This is a genomic window from Streptomyces sp. HmicA12 (assembly GCF_000373565.1).
Classification (GTDB): Bacteria; Actinomycetota; Actinomycetes; order Streptomycetales; family Streptomycetaceae; genus Streptomyces.
Map to the genome: position 1 here is coordinate 204388 of NZ_KB891800.1, position 15875 is coordinate 220262.

Annotated in this window: 16 protein-coding genes and 1 tRNA gene; 10 read left to right on the forward strand and 7 right to left on the reverse strand. The window is 70.8% G+C overall.

Annotation, left to right across the window (positions count from 1 at the left end; translation table 11 throughout):
* Nucleotides 1-40: 40 nt before the first annotated feature.
* On the forward strand, nucleotides 41-1324 hold the full coding sequence (gene serS / locus B072_RS0109245) for a serine--tRNA ligase (RefSeq protein WP_018529652.1): 1284 nt from the start codon (nucleotides 41-43) through the stop codon (nucleotides 1322-1324).
* A 52-nt stretch (nucleotides 1325-1376) separates the two neighbouring features.
* A complete protein-coding gene (locus B072_RS0109250) occupies nucleotides 1377-2204 on the forward strand; it encodes an HAD family hydrolase (RefSeq protein ID WP_018529653.1) in 828 nt (275 codons plus the stop codon).
* A gap of 39 nt (nucleotides 2205-2243) precedes the next feature.
* Here B072_RS0109250 and B072_RS48090 read toward each other — a convergent pair.
* From B072_RS48090 to B072_RS0109275, 6 genes are all read right to left on the reverse strand, one after another.
* Nucleotides 2244-2350: transfer RNA gene (locus B072_RS48090), tRNA-OTHER, on the reverse strand.
* A gap of 276 nt (nucleotides 2351-2626) precedes the next feature.
* On the reverse strand, nucleotides 2627-2836 hold the full coding sequence (locus B072_RS0109255; RefSeq protein WP_018529654.1) for a hypothetical protein: 210 nt from the start codon (nucleotides 2834-2836) through the stop codon (nucleotides 2627-2629).
* Between the two features lie 120 nt (nucleotides 2837-2956).
* Entirely contained in the window at nucleotides 2957-3676 is a 720-nt protein-coding gene (locus B072_RS0109260) for an ABC transporter permease (RefSeq protein WP_018529655.1), read from the reverse strand.
* 20 nt (nucleotides 3677-3696) lie between these two features.
* Nucleotides 3697-4608 carry an ABC transporter ATP-binding protein gene (locus B072_RS0109265; RefSeq protein ID WP_018529656.1) on the reverse strand — a complete coding sequence of 304 codons (912 nt, stop codon included), beginning with the start codon at nucleotides 4606-4608 and terminating at the stop codon, nucleotides 3697-3699.
* Nucleotides 4609-4657: 49 nt separating this feature from the next.
* The gene (locus tag B072_RS0109270) at nucleotides 4658-5560 is read right to left on the reverse strand and encodes an ABC transporter permease (protein ID WP_051127131.1); all 903 of its coding nucleotides are present in this window, start codon (nucleotides 5558-5560) and stop codon (nucleotides 4658-4660) included.
* Complete coding sequence (locus B072_RS0109275; RefSeq protein ID WP_018529658.1) at nucleotides 5550-6560, reverse strand: ABC transporter ATP-binding protein; 1011 nt, start codon at nucleotides 6558-6560, stop codon at nucleotides 5550-5552. The genes B072_RS0109270 and B072_RS0109275 overlap by 11 nt, the downstream gene beginning before the upstream one ends.
* A gap of 299 nt (nucleotides 6561-6859) precedes the next feature.
* Between B072_RS0109275 and B072_RS0109280 the strand changes: the two genes are divergently transcribed.
* From B072_RS0109280 to B072_RS0109315, 8 genes are all read left to right on the forward strand, one after another.
* Entirely contained in the window at nucleotides 6860-7702 is an 843-nt protein-coding gene (locus B072_RS0109280) for a M24 family metallopeptidase (protein WP_026245620.1), read from the forward strand.
* Nucleotides 7702-9525 carry an SDR family oxidoreductase gene (locus tag B072_RS0109285; RefSeq protein ID WP_018529660.1) on the forward strand — a complete coding sequence of 608 codons (1824 nt, stop codon included), beginning with the start codon at nucleotides 7702-7704 and terminating at the stop codon, nucleotides 9523-9525. The genes B072_RS0109280 and B072_RS0109285 overlap by 1 nt, the downstream gene beginning before the upstream one ends.
* Complete coding sequence (locus tag B072_RS0109290) at nucleotides 9522-10454, forward strand: metal-dependent hydrolase (RefSeq protein WP_018529661.1); 933 nt, start codon at nucleotides 9522-9524, stop codon at nucleotides 10452-10454. The genes B072_RS0109285 and B072_RS0109290 overlap by 4 nt, the downstream gene beginning before the upstream one ends.
* Nucleotides 10455-10531: 77 nt before the next feature.
* Complete coding sequence (locus B072_RS0109295; RefSeq protein ID WP_018529662.1) at nucleotides 10532-11458, forward strand: MerR family transcriptional regulator; 927 nt, start codon at nucleotides 10532-10534, stop codon at nucleotides 11456-11458.
* Between the two features lie 160 nt (nucleotides 11459-11618).
* Nucleotides 11619-12158 carry an RNA 2'-phosphotransferase gene (locus B072_RS0109300; protein ID WP_018529663.1) on the forward strand — a complete coding sequence of 180 codons (540 nt, stop codon included), beginning with the start codon at nucleotides 11619-11621 and terminating at the stop codon, nucleotides 12156-12158.
* 45 nt (nucleotides 12159-12203) lie between these two features.
* Nucleotides 12204-12665 (forward strand): hypothetical protein, encoded by a 462-nt coding sequence (locus tag B072_RS0109305; RefSeq protein ID WP_018529664.1) that lies wholly within the window; start codon nucleotides 12204-12206, stop codon nucleotides 12663-12665.
* A gap of 87 nt (nucleotides 12666-12752) precedes the next feature.
* The gene (locus tag B072_RS0109310) at nucleotides 12753-13694 is read left to right on the forward strand and encodes an LLM class flavin-dependent oxidoreductase (RefSeq protein WP_018529665.1); all 942 of its coding nucleotides are present in this window, start codon (nucleotides 12753-12755) and stop codon (nucleotides 13692-13694) included.
* A gap of 89 nt (nucleotides 13695-13783) precedes the next feature.
* The gene (locus B072_RS0109315; protein WP_078506357.1) at nucleotides 13784-14695 is read left to right on the forward strand and encodes an HAD hydrolase family protein; all 912 of its coding nucleotides are present in this window, start codon (nucleotides 13784-13786) and stop codon (nucleotides 14693-14695) included.
* A 21-nt stretch (nucleotides 14696-14716) separates the two neighbouring features.
* On the opposite strand, the gene B072_RS0109320 is transcribed toward B072_RS0109315, so the two are convergent.
* A complete protein-coding gene (locus B072_RS0109320; protein ID WP_018529667.1) occupies nucleotides 14717-15769 on the reverse strand; it encodes a M23 family metallopeptidase in 1053 nt (350 codons plus the stop codon).
* Between the last annotated feature and the right edge of the window lie 106 nt (nucleotides 15770-15875).

Below are 15875 nucleotides of genomic sequence, written 5' to 3' on the forward strand. Positions count from 1 at the left end.
CGGGTCGTGGGCCGGAACCTCGCACCGGTAGCCTGGAGGGGTGATTGACCTTCGCCTGCTCCGTGAGGACCCCGACCGTGTTCGCGCCTCCCAGCGCGCCCGTGGAGAGGACGTCGCGCTCGTCGACTCCGTCCTGTCCGCCGATGAGCGGCGCAGGTCGTCCGGGCTCCGCTTCGACGAACTCCGCTCCGAGCAGAAGTCGCTCGGCAAGCTGATCCCCAAGGCCTCGCCGGAGGAGAAGCAGGAGCTGCTGAAGAAGGCGGGCGAGCTCTCCGCCGCCGTGAAGGCCGCCGAGGCCGATCAGCGCGACGCCGAGGAAGAGACGCAGCGCCTCGCGCTCCAGCTGGGCAACATCGTGCACCCCGACGTCCCGCGCGGCGGCGAGGAGGACTTCGTCGTCCTGGAGACGCACGGCACGATCCGCGACTTCGGTGCCGAGGGCTTCGAGCCCAAGGACCACCTGGAGCTCGGCGAGGCGCTCGGCGCCATCGACGTCGAGCGCGGCGCGAAGGTCTCGGGCTCGCGCTTCTACTACCTCACGGGCATCGGCGCGCTCCTGGAGCTCGCGCTCGTGAACGCGGCGATCGCGCAGGCCACCGAGGCCGGCTTCACGCCGATGCTGACCCCCGCCCTGGTGCGCCCGCGCGCCATGGAGGGCACCGGCTTCCTCGGCCAGGCGGCCGAGAACGTGTACCACCTGGAGAAGGACGACTACTACCTGGTCGGCACCTCCGAGGTCGCACTCGCCGGCTACCACATGGACGAGATCCTCGACGCGGACCAGCTGCCGCTGCGCTACGCCGGCTTCTCGCCGTGCTTCCGCCGCGAGGCCGGCACGTACGGCAAGGACACCCGCGGCATCTTCCGCGTGCACCAGTTCGACAAGGTCGAGATGTTCTCGTACGTCGACCCGGCCGACGCGGAGAACGAGCACCAGCGCCTCCTGGACTGGGAGAAGCAGTGGCTGACGGGCCTCGAGCTGCCCTTCCAGGTGATCGACGTCGCCACCGGTGACCTCGGCTCCTCGGCCTCGCGCAAGTTCGACTGCGAGGCGTGGATCCCGACCCAGGGCAAGTACCGCGAGCTGACCTCGGCGTCGAACTGCGACGGGTTCCAGGCGCGCCGCCTGTCCATCCGGATGCGGGACAACCGCGACGGCAAGAAGGTGCTGCAGCCGCTGGCGACGCTGAACGGCACGCTGTGCGCCGTCCCGCGCACCATCGTGGCCATCCTCGAGAATCACCAGCAGGCCGACGGCTCGGTGCGGGTTCCGGAGATGCTGCGGCCGTACCTTGGGGGACGCACCACCCTGGACCCCAAGTAAGCGCAGCCCGAAAAGGCCTGCACAGCCAGTACAGCCTGGAGCCGAACGCCAAGTGAGCCACCCCGCTCCCCTCGCCCCCGCCTTTCCGTACAAGCTCGTCGCGACCGACCTCGACGGGACGCTGCTGCGCCCCGACGACACGGTCTCGGAGCGCACGCGTGAGGCGCTCACCGCGGCCACCGCGGCGGGCGCCGCGCACATCGTCGTGACCGGCAGGGCGGTGCCCTGGACCCGCCACATCCTCGACGACCTCGGTTACGAGGGGCTCGCGGTGTGCGGCCAGGGAGCGCAGGTGTACCACGCGGGGGAGCACCGCCTCCTGACGTCCGTGACGCTCGACCGGCAGCTTGCCGGGCTCGCGCTCTCCAAGATCGAGGCGGAGCTCGGCCCGCTGGCGCTCGCCGCGAGCCGGGACGGCCTGGAGGGCGACGTCATCGTCGGTCCCGGCTACCAGGTGGGCGAGGGGCACCTGCCCGCCATCCCGTTCACGGACGTCTCGGAGCTGTGGGCGGCGCCGCTGAACAAGGTGTACGTGCAGCACCCGGGGCTCACCGACGACCAGCTCGCGGAGGTCGCGCGCACGGTGGCCGGTGATCTGGTGGGCGTCACGATGGCGGGCGAGGGCATCGTCGAACTGCTCCCGCTGGGCCTCTCCAAGGCCACGGGTCTTTCGCTCGCGGCCCGGCGCCTGGGCGCGAAGGCCGTGGACACGATCGCGTTCGGCGACATGCCCAACGACATCCCGATGTTCGGCTGGGCGGCCCACGGCGTGGCGATGTCCAACGCCCACGAGCAGCTCAAGGCCGTGGCCGACGAGGTGACGACGTCGAACGCGGACGACGGCATCGCGGTCGTCCTGGAGCGTCTGCTGCAGGTCTGAGCCCATTGCCGGGCTTCTGGGCCTTCTCGGGGCTTCTTGCGGAGGATGCGCGGATCGAACGCGCGCGGGGCTACCGACCCCGACGACGACTCGCTTCTCAAACAAACACAGTGCGAGCCGCTGCCTTACCACTCGGCCAATCCTCCGGGTGGGCGGCCCACGTACCGCTGAGGGCACGTGCTCGAAGCGGCCGCCCCGGGCAACACCCCTGGGGCGGGGCTCGACGGAGTGCAATGACTACTCCGGAGCCTGCCTCGGGCTGCCCTGTCGGGAGCTCGACGGACCACTGATCCACATCGTCGCGCTCCTCTCCCCGTGGATGGGCACCGGTGGCGAACGGACCGCACCGGCGCGGTGACACAACTACTGTGCGCCTGCGCCGAGTTCACCGCCACCGAATTAATCGCCGGTGATCATCGGTGTCAGCGGCGACGCCACTTCCTGCGCCGTATCTTGCTGAAGAACCATCCGGCGGGCGGCTCGTCGGAGCGCCAGGGCTGCGGCTCGGGAGCCTTCTTGCGCCACCGGGCGCTGAGCATGCGGGCCCGCGCGGACGGCTCGGTCGTCTCCGCGTCGCGTATGAAGTCGGCATCCAGGACCACGTCGTCCCAGGCGTCGCGTTCGGCAGCCATGGTGGCCCTCCTCCGACGGCTCGGGTGACTCGACTCGGGTGACATGTCGGACAACGCACCCTCCCACCAGTGTGCGGGCGGGAGGGTGAAAGCGGCATCAAGTTCGTGCGGCGCCCGGGCCTACTCCTCCCCCGCCAGCGTCAGCGACCGCAGCTTCTGGCCCGCGTACCAGGTCGCCAGGACGGTCACGGCCACCAGGAGCACCGTGGCGAGCGGCAGCCCGACGTCGGAGGTGACGAGGTCGCCTCCGGCCACCTTGTGGGCGACCGCGAGGGACCACTGCTGGACGCTGAGGGTGCGCGCGCCGGCCACCAGGGAGCCGAAGAGCGCCTCCCACACGAGGGCGTAGACGAGGCCGAGGACGACCGCGTGCCGGGTGACCGTGCCGAGCAGCAGGAAGATCGCGGCGTACGCGATGGAGGCCACCAGGGCGGCGATCGTGTAGGCCACGGCGATCTGCTGCCCGTTCCCGTTCAGGATCAGGCCCGCGATGAGCGTCGGGACGGCCGAGAACACCATGGTCACGCCGATGGCCACGATGAGCTTGGTGAAGATGATCGTGGGCCGCTTGACCGGCTTCGACAGCAGGTACACCACGGACCCGTCGTCGATCTCGGGGCCGATCGCGCCGGTGCCCGCGATGACACCGATCAGCGGCACCATCGTGGCGAGCGCGAACCCGCCGAGGACGTCGGCGGCGGTCTGGTCGTCCGCTCCGGTGAGCGCCCGCACGAGTGCGGAGATCACGATGAGCAGCAGCGGCAGCGCGAAGAGGATGAGGGCCCGGCGGCGGCCGAGCAGGGCCCGGTAGGTGAGCCGGGCGACAGTGGGGTCGTACATCAGTGCCTCCTGTGCCGTGACTAGGCCGCGACCAGATAAGAGAAGACGGACTCGAGGGACTCGTCGGACGGCGAGACCGTGAGCAGGCGGATACCGTGTGCCTGCGCGACCTTCGGCAGCAGCGTCGTGAACCGGCCGAAGTCGACGGCCTGGATGCGCAACGCGCCTTCCTTCAGGTCGACTTCGATGCCCGCGGTCGACGGGTCCGCGATCAGCGCGGCGGCGAGCGCGCGGTCGTCGCTGGAGCGGATCAGGTAGCGGTGCGGGCGGTCGGTCATCAGGCGGCGGATCTTGCGGAAGTCTCCGCTGGCCGCGTGCCGTCCGGCGACGATCACCTCGATGTGGGAGGCGAGTTGCTCGACCTCTTCGAGGATGTGCGAGGAGAAGAGGACGGTGCGCCCCTCGTCCCCCATGCGCCGCAGCAGCTCCATGAGCTGCATGCGCTGGCGCGGGTCCATGCCGTTGAACGGCTCGTCCAGGAGGAACACCGACGGGTCGTGGACGAGCGCGGACGCCATCTTGACGCGCTGCCGCATGCCCTTGGAGTACGTCGAGATCTTGCGGTCCTGCGCGTCCTCCATCTCGACCGTGGCGAGCGCCCGCTGGGCCTCCTTCGTGCCGAGGCCGTGCAACTCGGCGTTGGCGACGACGAATTCGCGTCCGGTGAGGAAGTCGTACATCGCCTCGCGCTCGGGGACGATCCCGATGTGGCGGTAGATCTTCTCGTTGCGCCAGATCGGCTGTCCGTCGAGGGTCACCGTGCCGTTCGAGGGGGCGAGGAAGCCGCCCATCATGTTGATGAGGGTGGACTTGCCCGCGCCGTTGGGCCCGAGGAGGCCGGTGACGCCGGGGCCGATGGTCATCGTCACGTCGTTGACGGCGACGACATTGCCGAACCACCGGGAGACGTGGTCGATGGAAAGAGTGCTCATGGGCGCAGCCCATTCTTTGGAAGGGTGGTGGTGGGCGACGGGTGGGCGGTCACAGTCCGACCTTCCGGTAGCGGCGCATCAGCAGACCGTAGGAGCCGGCGATGAGTCCGAGGACGACGAGCAGATAGATCACGCCCTGGCCGGTGGAGGGGCCGTGCGTGCCGGGGAAGGCGGATGCGGCGCCCAGGAAGGCGGTCTGTACGCCGTCGATGAGCGTGATCGGCGAGAAGAGGCCGAGCCAGGACACCGCGCCGCCGTTGTCCTGCGCGTCCGCGATCGCCTGGACCGTGGAGACCGCTCCGTAGGAGATGGTCAGGACGGCGATGACGGCGGCGATGCCGAAGCCGCGGCGCGGCGTGATCGCGGAGACGACGAGGCCGATCCCGGCGAAGAGCAGCGACAGCAGCGCCACGGACACCAACCCCTGGGCGAATCCCTTGGTCTGCTCGGTGAAGTCGAGCTTGGCGAGCAGTGAGCCCACGTAGAGGACGAGCAGCGGCGCCGCCGTGAGGATGAACAGGGCCGACGCCATGGCGGCGTACTTCGCGACCACGTAGTCGGCGCGCTCGATGGGGCGCGAGAAGTACAGCGGCACCGACTTGAAGCGCAGGTCGCGGGAGACGGCCTGCGGGGCCTGGGAGGCGACGTACAGGCCGATCACGGCCTGGAGGTAGATCGCGTATCCCGTGTACTCGACCGGGAGGTCCTTCGCCTTGGTGACGACGGCGACCGCGACCATGATCAGCGCGGGGACGCACATCACGACGAAGAGCAGCATCGGCAGCACCTTCGACTTGGCCGAGCGGCCCAGGCCGTACGCGCCGCGCAGGCTCTGCGAGAAGAGCGAGCGGCGGGCGTACGCGCGGCCCAGGCGCGGACCGTCGTAGTGGCGGTAGCCGATGTTGTGGATCTGGGTGGACGCACGGTCCGTGGGCATGGGCTCAGCGCTCATCGCTCGGGCCTCCCGTCTGCTGTGCGGCGGCGGTGGCGGCCCAGGCGGCGGCCCGCTCGGTGGCCCGCGGCTGCTCCGCGGGCCTGAAGACCTCCGCGATGTGGTGCCTGCGCTGTTCCATCCGGACGAGTCCGAGGCCGAGGTCGGCGACGACGTCGCGCACGATGTCGTACGTCTCCTCGCCCTGCGCGGTGATGAGGACGGTGTGGCCGGCGCCGGGCAGCTCGCCGCCGGTGGCGGTCTCGATGCCGCGCTCGGCGAAGGCCTCGCGCAACGCCTTGGTCCCGTCCGGGTGTTCGTCGCTGTCGGTGACCTCGATCGCGAGGGTCGCCGTGTTCTGGGTGAAGTCCGTCGTGGAGCTGGAGCGAAGGAGCTTGCCGCCGTCGATGACGACGACGTGGTCGCAGGTGCGCTCCAGCTCGCCGAGCAGGTGCGAGGTGACGAGGACCGAGATGCCGAAGTCGGAGTGGACGCGGCGGATCAGGTCCAGCATGTCGTCGCGGCCCACCGGGTCCAGGCCGTTCGTCGGCTCGTCCAGGAACACCAACTGCGGGTCGTGGACGAGCGCTTGGGCCAGCTTCACGCGCTGCTTCATGCCCGTCGAGTAGCCGCCGATGGGGCGGTAGCGCTCCTCGTACAGGCCGACGTGGCGCAGCGTGTCCGCCGTGCGCTCGCGCGCCGCGGTGGGCGGCAGGCCCGACATGCGCGCCATGTGGACGACGAACTCGGTGGCCGAGACGTCGGGCGGCAGGCAGTCGTGCTCCGGCATGTACCCGACGCGCTCACGGATCTCGGCGCCCTTGGTGGCGACGTCGAGTCCGAGCACTTCGGCACGGCCCTCCGTGGCGGGGGACAGACCAAGCAGGATCTTGATCATGGTGGACTTGCCGGCTCCATTGGCCCCGACGAGTCCGGTCACCCCGGGCCCGATGTCCATGGTCAGCCGGTCAAGCGCGGTCACCCGGGGGAACCGCTTGCTCAGGCTTTCGGTCGCGATCACAGTCACAGTTCGAAGTTAGTGGCGCAGGCCACACGAGGCGTCAGACCACGGGGTCGACCTCGTATGAGACCTGAGTATTACGGGCCCGTAGGGGTCATCCCCGAGTAGCCCCTCGCGCCCCTGACGCTCACCCGGCGTGGGGACGGCACTGTGCACAACCGGGAGGTTCTCCACAGTCTTGCGCAGGCCTCTTGACGTCGCCGTCAGCCATTGTCACATTCATCAGTGTCAAGTTACGAGCGCGTACGGCGACGGCCCGGTCTCGGGACCCGGCAGCCGTGACACGGACGGACGGTGGCATGACCTCAGCAGTGGTACGTGAACTCTCCGCGGAGCTGCGGGGGTTCAGGGAAGTGCAGGCACTCGCGTACGAGTGCGCGGAAGCGGTCGCGGCGCAGCTGAAGCCCGGGGTGACCGAGCGCGAGGCGGCGCGGATGCAGCGGGAGTGGCTGCGCGAGCGCGGGGTGCGGGACTGGTTCCATCTGCCCTTCGCCTGGTTCGGGGACCGCACGGCGTTCGCGAACTTCCGCATACCGCTGCAGTTCTTCCCCACGAACCGGAAGCTGGAGGCGGGGATGCCCTTCATCCTCGACATGGCTCCCGTCCACAAGGGGTTCACCGCGGACATCGGATACTCGGGCTGCCTCGGCCTCAACCCCGTGCACGACAAGCTGCTTTCGGATCTCGAGGCGCACCGGGAGCTGCTCCTGCGTGAAGTGCGCGAGCGGCGCTCGCTGCGCGAGATCTACGAGAGCGTCGACCGGTTGATGGTCCGCCAGGGCTATGCGAACCGGCACCGGGCGTATCCGTTCGGCGTCATCGCGCACAAGATCGACCGGGTCAAGGAGCGCCGGATCAACCCCACGCTCTTCGGCTTCGGCACGCAGTCGCTCAAGGGGCTCGCGAGCGACGCGCTGCACGGACACCGGGACGGCTGGTCGCCGCTGTGGTCCCCGTACCGCTTCTCCGACCATCCGCCGCAGCCGGGGCTGTGGGCGGTGGAGCCGCACCTCGGCTTCCGGGGCACGGGCGCCAAGTTCGAGGAGATCCTCGTGGTCACCGACTCCAAGGACCCGGTGGAGAGCGCCTTTTGGCTGGACGACGATCTGCCGCACGTGCGGCGCTGGGCGGAGGGCATCTGATGACGGACCTGACGAAGATCCACGGCGCGCGCGAGCGCCGGATACGCACGGGCGGCGTCGAGCTGTGCGTCGTGGAACTGGGAGCACCCCCGGAAACTCCCGCCGGCGCACCCGCCGACACGGGCGGCACGGCGCGGCCGACCGTCGTCCTCGTGCACGGCTACCCGGACTCCAAGGAAGTCTGGTCGGAGGTGGCCACGCGCCTCGCGGACCGCTTTCACGTCGTCCTCTACGACATCCGCGGGCACGGGCGCTCCACGGCGCCGCAGCCGCTGCGCGGCGGCTTCACCCTGGAGAAGCTGACCGACGACTTCATGGCCGTCATCGACGCGGTGAGCCCCGACAGGCCGGTGCACGTGGTGGGGCACGACTGGGGTTCCGTGCAGTCCTGGGAGTTCGTGACGGTCGAGCGCACCGAGGGCCGCATCGCGTCCTTCACGTCGATGTCGGGCCCGTCCCTGGACCACTTCGGGCACTGGATCAAGCAGCGCGTCAAGCGGCCCACGCCCCGCAAGGTGGGCCAGCTGCTCGGCCAGGGCGCCAAGTCCTGGTACGTGTACATGCTGCACACGCCCGTACTGCCGGAGCTGGCCTGGCGCGGACCGCTCGGCAGGCGCTGGCCCAAGATCCTGGAGCGCGTGGAGCGGGTCCCGGCCGGCGACTATCCGACGCCGTCGCTGCCCTCGGACGCCGCACACGGCGCCTGGCTGTACCGGGACAACGTCAGGGCGCGGCTGCGCCGTCCGCGCGAGGACGCGTACGCGCACGCGCCCGTGCAGCTCATCACGCCGCTCGGGGACGCCTTCCTTTCGCCGCAGCTCTACGACCAACTGGAGCGGTGGGCACCGCGGTTGACGCGCCGCACGCTGCCCGCCAAGCACTGGGTGCCCCGCACCCGTCCCGATCAGCTCACCGCCTGGATAGGCGAGTTCGTCACGGCGAACGAGGAACAGGAGGCGGGCGTGCCCGCACAGCGGAAGGTCGCCGACGGCAAGCACGCGGACCGGTTCGGCGGCCAGCTGGTGCTCGTCACGGGGGCGGGCAGCGGCATCGGGCGGGCCACCGCGTTCGCCTTCGCCGAGGCCGGCGCGCGGGTGATCGCCGTCGACCGGGACGCCGAGAGCGCCGCCCGCACCGCCGAGATGGCGCGGCTGACCGGCGCCCCGCAGGCATGGGCGGAGACCGTCGACGTCACGGACGAGCAGGCCATGGAGAAGCTCGCCGAGAAGGTCGCCACCGAGTACGGGGTCCTCGACGTCCTGGTGAACAACGCGGGCATCGGCCTGTCGGGGTCCTTCTTCGACACCACGCCCGAGGACTGGAGGAAGGTCCTCGACGTGAACCTGTGGGGCGTCATCCACGGCTGCCGCCTGTTCGGCAAACAGATGGCCGAGCGCGGCCAGGGCGGCCACATCGTGAACACCGCGTCCGCGGCCGCGTACCAGCCCTCCAAGGCACTCCCGGCCTACTCCACCTCCAAGGCCGCGGTCCTCATGCTCAGCGAGTGCCTGCGTGCCGAGCTGGCCGGGCAGGGCATCGGCGTCTCCGCGATCTGCCCCGGCCTGGTGAACACGAACATCACGTCGACGGCCCGGTTCGTCGGCGCCGACGCCGAGGAGGAGAAGCGCCGCCAGAAGAAGTCCTCGCGCCTGTACGGCCTGCGGAACTACCCGCCGGAGAAGGTCGCCGACGCCATCCTCGGCGCCGTCGTGCACAACAAGGCGGTCGTCCCGGTCACCCCGGAGGCCCGCGGCGCGCACCTCATGTCCCGCTTCACCCCCAGGGCCCTGCGCGCGATCGCACGATTGGAGCCGCCGCTGTGAGCACCGACGTCCCGCGGGCCACCGAGGGAGGCGAGCACCACACGATCACCCCGCGCCGCGTCTCCTTCGACTGGGGGTCGACGCCCCTGCACTGGATACCGGACGAGCCGACCGCCACCCATGTCATCAACGTGCTGCATCTGTTGCTGCCCGCGGGCGAGCGCTGGTTCGTGAAGGTCTTCAAGGAGGGCCTGCCGCTGGTCGAGGATCCCGAACTCCTCAAGGACGTCAAGGGGTTCATGGGGCAGGAGGCCACGCACAGCGTGCAGCACGCGTACGTACTGGACCACCTGGCCGCCCAGAAGCTGGAGACCGGCGACTACACCAGGTACGTCGACTTCCTCTTCGAGAAGCTGCTCGGTGAGAAGCCGCCTCTGGGGGCGCCGATACCGACGCGGGAGTGGCTGCGCTTCCGGCTGTCGGTCATCGCGGCCATCGAGCAGTTCACAGCGGTCCTGGGCGACTGGGTGCTGCACGCCGAGGCCCTCGACCGCGCGGGCTGCGACGAGGTCATGCTCGACCTGCTGCGCTGGCACGGCGCCGAGGAGGTCGAGCACCGCTCCGTCGCCTTCGACATGTACCAGCACTGCGGTGGCCGGGGTCTGCCCCGCTACGCGCGCCGCACAGCGGGCATGGCGGTCACCGCGCCCGTGATGCTCTACCTGTGGGCGTGGGGCGCCGCCTACCTCGTACGGAACGACCCTCAGCTCGCCGGGCGCCCGCGCTACTCGCTGGCCGAGCACAACAAGGCCGTGCGCAAGGGGCTGCTGCCCTCCTGGCGTGACCTGGGTGCGGCCGTGCCCCGCTACCTGCGCCGGTCGTACCATCCCTCGCAGGAGGGTTCGCTGCGCAAGGCCGTCGAGTATCTGGCGATCTCACCCGCGGCCCGGGCCGCGGCGGGCGCGATCGGCCGCTCGGCCCTCGCGTGACCGGGCGCGAGACCGGAGACGTGACCGGACGGGGATCTTCCGCAGGAGCGACCGGGTACGACCGAGGGGCGTGGGGTGTGACGGAGCGAGCGGGACCGCCGGCCGCCGAGTACCGGATCGAGGACCTGGCCCACCACAGCGGCGCCACGGTCCGCACGATCCGCGCCTATCAGGACCGCGGTCTGCTGCCGCGCCCCGAGCGCCGCGGCCGGGCGAACGTGTACACGGACACGCATCTGGCCCGCCTCCGCCAGATCGCCGACCTGCTCGACCGCGGCTTCACCCTGGCCTCCATCAAGGAGCTCCTGGAGGCCTGGGACGCGGGGCGGGGCCTCGGCGGCGTGCTCGGCCTGGTCGCCGAGGTCGACAAGCCGTGGACGGACGAGCGGGCGGGACGCATCACCCGCGCCGAACTCGACGAGAAGTTCGGCGGCGACCCCGACGAGGCCGCCGTGCGGGACGCGATCGACCTCGGCGTCCTGGAGCGCGTACCGGGAAGGGACGACGAGTTCCTCGTCCCGAGTCCTCAAGAGCTGGCGGTGGCGGCCGAGTTGTACGCGGCGGGCGTTCCGCTGTCCGCGATCTCCGGTCATCTGAGGGAGTTGAGGGGCCAGGTCGAACATATAGCGGCCCGTTTCCTGGAGTTCACGACCGAACACGTCTTCGCACGCTATCTCGGCCCGCAGCCGCCGACCGACACCGAGGCCGCCGAAGCCGCCTCGCTCGTACGCCGGCTGCGGCCGCTCGCCCAGCAGTCCGTGGACGCCGAACTCGCGCGCGCGATGCGGTTGTTCGCGACCCGTCATCTCCATCGGCATCTGACCGCGGGCCCGGTCGCCGCGCCGTCCGACGAGCCGCAGTCCGTCGCCCTTCCCGCGGAGACAATGCGCGCCGTGCGCACACTGGTTGGGCCGGAGAACGTCTCGGCGTTCATCTCGGCCGCCGCCCAACGTGAGGTACAAGCAAGGACATTGGACGCAATGACGTCAAGTCATGACAAATAGAACCTTGTTGATCAAGTGGGGCTTATCGCTGGTCAGTTGTCCACAGAATCGCCAATTCCCCTGTGGATAACAGGACTTGCTTGTGGATCAAACATGCGAGTCGAGATTTCCCGAGAAGAATTCGGAAGAGATTCCGAGACGCCTCGGGCACTCTGACGCCATGGACGAACAACGCACCGTGAAGGTGTCGAAGTACCTCTCGAAACACCTGCGGCATCAGCCGGAGCGCATCGGCCTCACGCCCGACGAGGCGGGCTGGGTGGAGATCGACGAGCTGCTCTCCGCGACGGCCGCGCACCGGTTCCGGATCACCCGCGCCGAGCTCGACCACGTCGTCGCCACGAACGACAAGCGGCGCTTCACGATCGACGGCACCCGGATCCGCGCCAATCAGGGCCACACGATCGGCGTCGACCTCGGACTCGCCCCCGCCGAACCGCCCGCGTACCTGTACCACGGCACGGTCGCCCGCTTCCTCGACGCGATCCGCGCCGAGGGGCTCAGGCCCATGACCCGGCACGACGTGCACCTGTCGGCGGACCGCGAGACCGCCACCCGGGTCGGCGCCCGGCGCGGCCGCCCCGTCGTGCTGCCGGTGGACGCGGGCGCGATGCACCGTGACGGCCACATCTTCCGGATGAGCGCCAACGAGGTCTGGCTCACCGCCGCCGTTCCCCCGCGTTACCTGCGGTTCTCCTGACGAACCCGGCTCACCGCACGCCCTCTTGAGGCAAGATCGGTCAGCATGGACCAGCCGCACCACCCCTACCTGCCCACGACCGAGGCCGCCGTCGCCGCGGTCCGTGAGATCGCCCGTGAGTTCAACCTGGCGATCGAGGTCACGCACGACATCGGCGCGGACCGGACCTCCCGCCGCACCCACGTCGGCGTCGGCGTCGCCCTCGACCCCGACGGCTCCCTGCCCCACGAGGCCTACGTGGAGCTGGGCGGCTCCCCGCGGATCGACGTCCGGCTCTTCCCCGAGGACGACGCGCTGATCACGGTCGAGGGCGTCGAGTTCCACGACGTACCGCGCGACGAGGTCCCGGCGTTCCTGCGGTCCTGCTACGGGGACCTCGCCCACGTCCGCGGCAAGCGGTTCCCGCCCGGCTACTGGCTGATCGTGCCGCTGCCCGGCGACCGCACGTACAAGGAGCTCATCACCGTGCTCACGCTCTCGAAGTGGCTCAGCGGCCGCGTGCGCTGACGGCCCCCTCGCGCGCGTCCCCGACCGGCCGCGACCACCCGTGAACCACCCGCGCGTGCGCGAACCGCTCCGCATACGCTCACAGACATGACCGACACGGCCCGCACGCCCCAGTCCCCACTCCGCCTGAGCACCGTGCTCCTGCCCTACCGCCGCTGGCACGAGGGCGCCCGCGAGGCGTGGGTGCGGGCCGAGGAGCTCGGCTTCCACACGGGTTATACGTACGACCACCTGTCCTGGCGCGTGCCGTTCCGGGACGGGCCGTGGTTCGGGGCGATCCCCACCCTGACCGCCGCCGCGACCGCCACCGAGCGGATGCGCCTCGGCACCCTCGTGACCTCGCCGAACTTCCGCCACCCGGTCACCCTCGCCAAGGAGCTGCTCTCCCTCGACGACATCTCCGGCGGCCGGGTCACGCTGGGCATCGGCGCGGGCGGCACCGGGTTCGACGCGACCGCGCTCGCGCACAGCGAGCAGGAACCGTGGTCCCCGCGCGCGCGGGCGGACCGCTTCGCCGAGTTCGTCCCACTGCTGGACCGGCTGCTCTCCGAGGACACGGTCTCGTACGACGGCGACTTCTACTCGGCGGGCGCCGCCCAGAACATCCCCGGCTGCGTGCAGCGCCCCCGGCTGCCGTTCGCGGTGGCCGCGACCGGGCCGCGCGGTCTCAAGCTGGCGGCCCGCCACGGCCAGGCCTGGGTGACCACCGGCGACCCGAAGATCTACGAGACGGGCACGCCCGAGGAATCGGTTCAGGCCATTCGCCGGCAGATCGAGAAGCTCGGCGCGGCCTGCGCGGCCATCGGCCGTGACGTGGCCGAACTCGACAAGATCCTGCTCACCGGATTCACCCCGGACCGCGGCCTTCCCCTGGAGTCCGTCGACGCCTTCGTGGACTTCGCGGGCACCCACCGGGAGCTGGGATTCACCGAGATCGTCCTGCACTGGCCGATCCCGGACACCGCCTTCGCGGCCGACCAGAAGGTCTTCGAGCAGATCGCCACCGAGGCCCTCGCCCAACTCGGCTGAAACAGATGGGGTGACAGCACGCGGCGGGCGGGGCGCGTGAGCCAGGAACGTACTCATCTGCGCGCCCCGCCGCACGGCCGTGCGCGCATATGCGCGACCATGGTGCGGTGACCTCACCGACTCCTGGGCCCCGGACCTCGGCCCCCTCAGCGCCCCGGCTGATCGCCACGGACCTCGACGGCACGCTCCTGCGCGACGACAAAACCGTTTCCCCGCGCACGGTCGCCGCGCTCGCCGCCGCCGAGGAGGCCGGCATCGAGGTCTTCTTCGTCACGGGCCGCCCGGCCCGCTGGATGGATGTCGTCAGCGACCACGTGCACGGCCACGGCCTGGCGATCTGCGGCAACGGCGCGGCCGTGGTGGACCTGCACGGCGGCCCCGGGCAGCACCGCTTCGTCAAGATCCGCGAGCTGGCGGTCCCGGACGCCCTCGATGTCGTCCGCGTCCTGCGCGCGGCGGCGCCGGGCACGTCGTTCGCCGTCGAGCGGACCGGGGGCCTGCACCACGAGCCGACGTACCCGCCGCTGCACCTGGAGCCGGGGGAGAGCGTCGCGCCCGCGGAGAAGCTGCTCGCGGAGGCCGTCGAGGGATCGGCCGTCGCGGACCAGCCGGTCCTCAAGCTCCTCGCGTACCACCCGGAGCTCGGCCCCGACGCGTTCCTGACGCTGGCCCGCACCGCGGTCGGCGACCTGGCGGCCGTCACCCGGTCCAGCCCGAGCGCCCTGCTGGAGATCAGCGCACGCACGGTCTCCAAGGCGAGCACTCTCGAACTGTGCTGCATGGAGCGCGGCATCTCCCCCGCGGACGTCGTCGCCTTCGGGGACATGCCCAACGACATGGAGATGCTCGCCTGGGCCGGCACCTCCTACGCGATGGGGAACGCGCATCCTGATGTGCTCACCGCCGCGACCGGCGTGACGGCGACCAACAACGAGGACGGTGTCGCCCGCGTCATCGAGGACCTGCTGGCCGCCCGCGCCGCGCACCGCACCACCACCTGACGCGCGCGCCGCGCACCGGCGCTACAGCCTGATGCCGCGATCGGCGAACCACGTGACCGGGTCGATCCCCGATCCCAGATACGGCGTGAGCCGCACCTCGAAGTGCAGGTGCGGCCCCGTCGAGTTGCCGGTGGTGCCCGCCTGCCCGAGCCACTGGCCCGCCACGACCTTCTCGCCCTGGTCGACGGCCGCGGCCGACAGGTGCGCGTACTGCGTGTAGTAGCCGCCGGGGTGCCGCACGACGACCTCGATGCCGAATCCCCCGCCGCAGGACACGCTCACCACGCGCCCGGCCCCGGCGGCCCGCACCGGTGTGCCGATGGAGACGGCGAAGTCCTGCCCGGTGTGCCGGTGCGCCCAGTGCGCGCCCGCGCTGTCGAAGCCCGCGGACAGCGCGTACGTCGCCACGGGAGTCACCCACGCGCGCGTGGCGTGGATTTCCGGCTGGTCCATGCGTACGGCACCACGGCACTGGCCCGCCGCGACGGACCGGTCCGCCTCGCCCTGCAGCTGCTGGCGCGCCACTTCGAGCTTGGTCTCGATGTCCTCCTTGAGGCGCGCGAGCCGTACGGTGCGCCCTTCCAGGGCGTGCCACGCCGCCGTCGCCCTGCGCTGCCCCTGCGCGAGCCTGCGCTCGGCCCGCTGGCTCTTGTCGACGGCGTTGTTGACCGCCGAGTCGGCCTGCCAGGCGGCCCGTTGACCGTGCATGAGCTCTTCGGGGCGGTCGGTGAGCAGCATCTGCGCCGTGAACGGGATGTCGCCGCCGCTGCGGTACTGGGCGCGGGCGATGCGGCCGAGATCGTCGTGGAGCACGGCGATCCGCCGACGCTGGCCCGCGAGCAGCCGCTCCAGCTTCCGCGCCTCGGCCTTCCGCGCGTCGGCTTCCTTGCGCCCCTGTTCGTAGCGCTGCGAGGCCGCTGACGCCTCCTCGAGAAGACGTGCCACCTCGGCACTCGGCTCGGGGCCCTCCGCGCCCTCCGAGAGGGCGGGCGTGCCGCCGAGGGCGACAAGAACGCACAACAACACCGCCGGTACGAGGAGCGAGGTGCTGGAACGGCGGTGTCCTGGGCGCATGTCTCGGATGGTTGCCCGCCCACCCGGACGCCGTCCCGCACGACTGGTACGGCCGGGGCACGGCATGCCCCGTACGGCGCAGAAACGTACCGCCGAATCAGGGACC